Origin of the sequence: Escherichia sp. KCJ4928, from assembly GCF_004352695.1 — a bacterium.
Lineage (GTDB): Bacteria > Pseudomonadota > Gammaproteobacteria > Enterobacterales > Enterobacteriaceae > ECMA0423.
Genome location: NZ_SJWV01000265.1, coordinates 1 through 3,913, shown reverse-complemented (window position 1 = coordinate 3,913; position 3,913 = coordinate 1). Strand labels below are relative to the sequence as shown.

At 49.7% G+C, this 3,913-nt stretch carries 2 protein-coding genes; both read left to right on the top strand.

From position 1 onward, the window contains the following. Positions 1–166: 166 nt before the first annotated feature. The gene (locus E0D98_RS22025) at positions 167–1,267 is read left to right on the top strand and encodes a NapC/NirT family cytochrome c (protein WP_001214298.1); all 1,101 of its coding nucleotides are present in this window, start codon (positions 167–169) and stop codon (positions 1,265–1,267) included. Between the two features lie 24 nt (positions 1,268–1,291). Further along, entirely contained in the window at positions 1,292–3,721 is a 2,430-nt protein-coding gene (gene torZ / locus E0D98_RS22020) for a trimethylamine N-oxide reductase TorZ (protein WP_000176849.1), read from the top strand. Positions 3,722–3,913: the final 192 nt, after the last annotated feature.

Sequence of the window (3,913 nt, the reverse complement as noted above, 5' to 3'; positions counted from 1 at the left end):
AATAGCAACTGGGTTATTCCTTAGCAATTAATGATTACATTGTAATAAATCATATTCTTTATCGATTATTTCAGGCAGTGTTGTGCCGAGTTATGCAAGTGGTTAATTCGTTGTGTATTTAATTATACAATGATTTCGGTGTTCTGGAATTTATTTAGAGGAATCTATGCGAGGGAAAAAACGCATTGGGTTATTGTTTTTGCTGATAGCGGTTGTGGTTGGTGGCGGCGGGTTATTGCTGGCGCAAAAAGCCTTACATAAAACGTCGGATACAGCATTTTGCCTTTCCTGCCACTCGATGAGTAAACCTTTTGAGGAATATCAGGGAACTGTCCACTTTTCGAACCAGAAAGGGATACGTGCGGAATGTGCCGATTGCCATATTCCAAAGTCAGGGATGGATTATTTATTTGCTAAATTAAAAGCATCTAAAGATATTTATCATGAATTTGTTAGCGGCAAAATAGACAGTGACGATAAGTTCGAAACTCATCGCCAGGAAATGGCCGAAACAGTATGGAAAGAATTAAAAGCAACTGACTCTGCAACGTGCCGTAGTTGCCATTCTTTTGATGCCATGGATATTGCCTCGCAAAGTGAATCTGCGCAGAAAATGCATAACAAAGCACAAAAGGGCGGCGAAACCTGTATCGATTGTCATAAAGGCATTGCCCATTTTCCGCCAGAAATAAAAATGGATGACAACGCGGCGCATGAGCTGGAAAGTCAGGCCGCTACTTCAGTGACTAATGGCGCACATATTTATCCTTTCAAAACTTCTCGCATAGGCGAGCTGGCTACCGTGAATCCTGGTGCCGATCTCACCGTCGTTGATGCCAGTGGCAAACAGCCGATCGTTCTGTTGCAGGGTTATCAAATGCAGGGCAGTGAAAACACGCTCTACCTGGCGGCAGGTCAACGGCTGGCGCTAGCCACATTAAGTGAAGAAGGTATCAAGGCGCTCACGGTAAACGGGGAATGGCAGGCTGACGAATACGGCAATCAATGGCGTCAGGCGTCTTTACAGGGTGCGCTTACCGATCCCGCATTAGCGGACCGTAAACCGCTATGGCAATACGCTGAAAAACTTGACGATACCTATTGCGCTGGTTGCCATGCGCCTATTGCCGCTGACCATTACACCGTCAATGCATGGCCGTCCATTGCCAAAGGAATGGGTGCGCGAACCAGCATGAGCGAAAACGAACTGGACATTTTGACGCGGTACTTCCAGTACAACGCCAAAGATATTACCGAGAAACAGTGATCCTCGTTGATCAGGGAGGAAGTTATGACATTAACAAGACGTGAATTTATTAAACACAGCGGTATTGCCGCTGGGGCGCTGGTGGTGACATCGGCAGCACCGCTACCCGCATGGGCAGAAGAGAAGGGCGGTAAAATCCTCACCGCGGGCCGTTGGGGAGCGATGAGCGTAGAAGTGAAGGACGGCAAGATTGTTTCTTCGACAGGCGCGCTGGCGAAAACCATACCGAACTCCTTACAGTCTACGGCGGCGGATCAGGTACACACCACGGCACGTATTCAGCATCCGATGGTAAGAAAAAGCTATCTCGATAATCCACTGCAACCGGCGAAAGGTCGTGGCGAAGATACTTATGTACAGGTGAGCTGGGAGCAAGCATTAAAACTGATTCATGAGCAACACGATCGCATTCGCAAAGCTAACGGACCATCGGCTATTTTTGCCGGATCATACGGCTGGCGCTCTTCTGGCGTGTTGCATAAAGCGCAAACCTTACTGCAACGTTATATGAACCTGGCGGGCGGTTATTCCGGGCATAGCGGCGATTATTCAACCGGGGCAGCACAGGTGATCATGCCGCATGTGGTCGGTTCTGTAGAGGTGTATGAACAGCAGACCTCCTGGCCGCTGATTCTGGAAAACAGCCAGGCTGTGGTGCTGTGGGGGATGAACCCGCTGAATACCTTAAAAATTGCCTGGAGCAGTACCGATGAGCAAGGGCTGGAATACTTCCATCAGCTGAAAAAATCTGGCAAACCAGTGATTGCCATTGATCCTATCCGCTCCGAAACCATCGAGTTCTTTGGTGATAATGCCACCTGGATCGCGCCGAATATGGGCACCGACGTGGCACTGATGTTAGGGATTGCGCATACCCTGATGACACAAGGTAAACACGATAAAGTGTTCCTTGAAAAATACACCACCGGGTATCCGCAGTTTGAAGAGTATCTGACAGGTAAGAGCGATAATACTCCGAAGAGCGCGGCCTGGGCGGCGGAAATTACTGGCGTACCGGAAGCGCAGATAGTCAAACTCGCTGAACTGATGGCGGCGAATCGCACAATGCTGATGGCTGGCTGGGGAATTCAGCGCCAGCAATATGGTGAACAGAAACACTGGATGCTGGTGACGCTGGCGGCGATGTTAGGGCAGATTGGTACACCGGGCGGCGGTTTTGGTTTCTCTTATCATTACTCCAACGGTGGCAATCCGACGCGTGTTGGCGGCGTGCTGCCGGAAATGTCTGCGGCGATTGCCGGACAGGCCAGCGAGGCCGCTGATGATGGCGGAATGACGGCGATTCCTGTTGCCCGTATCGTCGATGCGCTGGAAAATCCTGGTGGCAAATATCAGCATAACGGTAAAGAACAAACGTATCCGAATATCAAAATGATCTGGTGGGCGGGTGGCGGTAACTTTACCCATCACCAGGATACTAATCGTCTGATCAAAGCATGGCAGAAACCGGAGATGATCGTCGTTTCTGAATGCTACTGGACCGCAGCTGCTAAACATGCAGATATCGTATTACCGATCACCACATCGTTTGAGCGCAATGACTTGACGATGACCGGTGATTACAGCAACCAGCATATTGTGCCGATGAAGCAGGCTGTTGCTCCGCAATTTGAAGCGCGTAACGATTTTGACGTATTTGCCGATCTTGCTGAATTACTGAAACCTGGCGGAAAAGAGATCTATACCGAAGGTAAAGATGAAATGGCGTGGCTGAAATTTTTCTATGATGCCGCTCAGAAAGGTGCTCGTGCGCAACGCGTGACTATGCCGATGTTTAATGCCTTCTGGCAGCAAAATAAACTGATCGAAATGCGCCGCAGCGAGAAGAACGAACAGTACGTTCGTTATGCTGATTTCCGCGCCGATCCGGTGAAAAATGCGCTGGGTACGCCAAGCGGCAAAATTGAGATTTACTCCAAAACGCTGGAAAAATTTGGCTATAAGGATTGCCCGGCACACCCAACCTGGCTTGCGCCTGATGAGTGGAAGGGTACCGCCGACGAGAAGCAGTTGCAGCTTCTGACCGCACATCCGGCACACCGTTTACATAGTCAGCTTAACTATGCGGAACTGCGTAAAAAATATGCGGTTGCAGATCGTGAACCAATCACTATTCACACCGAAGATGCTGCTCGCTTTGGTATTGCGAATGGTGATCTGGTGCGTGTGTGGAACAAACGTGGTCAGATTCTGACAGGCGCGGTGGTGACTGACGGGATCAAAAAAGGCGTGGTATGCGTGCATGAAGGTGCATGGCCAGATCTGGAAAATGGCTTGTGTAAAAACGGCAGTGCGAACGTGTTAACGGCGGATATCCCCAGCTCGCAGCTGGCAAATGCCTGTGCCGGTAACTCTGCGCTGGTGTATATCGAAAAATATACGGGCAATGCGCCGAAGTTAACGGCGTTTGATCAGCCAGCTATTCAGGCATAAGAAGTGAATAGCGCCCGGAAACGGGCGCTGAGGTTATGCAAACGTAAAACTGCCTGATGCGCTATGCTTATCAGGCCTTGTATTATCCCTCCAGTGCAGAGAAAATCGGCCAGTTTTCTCTGCCTGCAGTCCGCATGCCGTATCGGGCCTTGGGTTCTAACCTGTTGCGTAGATTTATGCAGCGGACTGCCT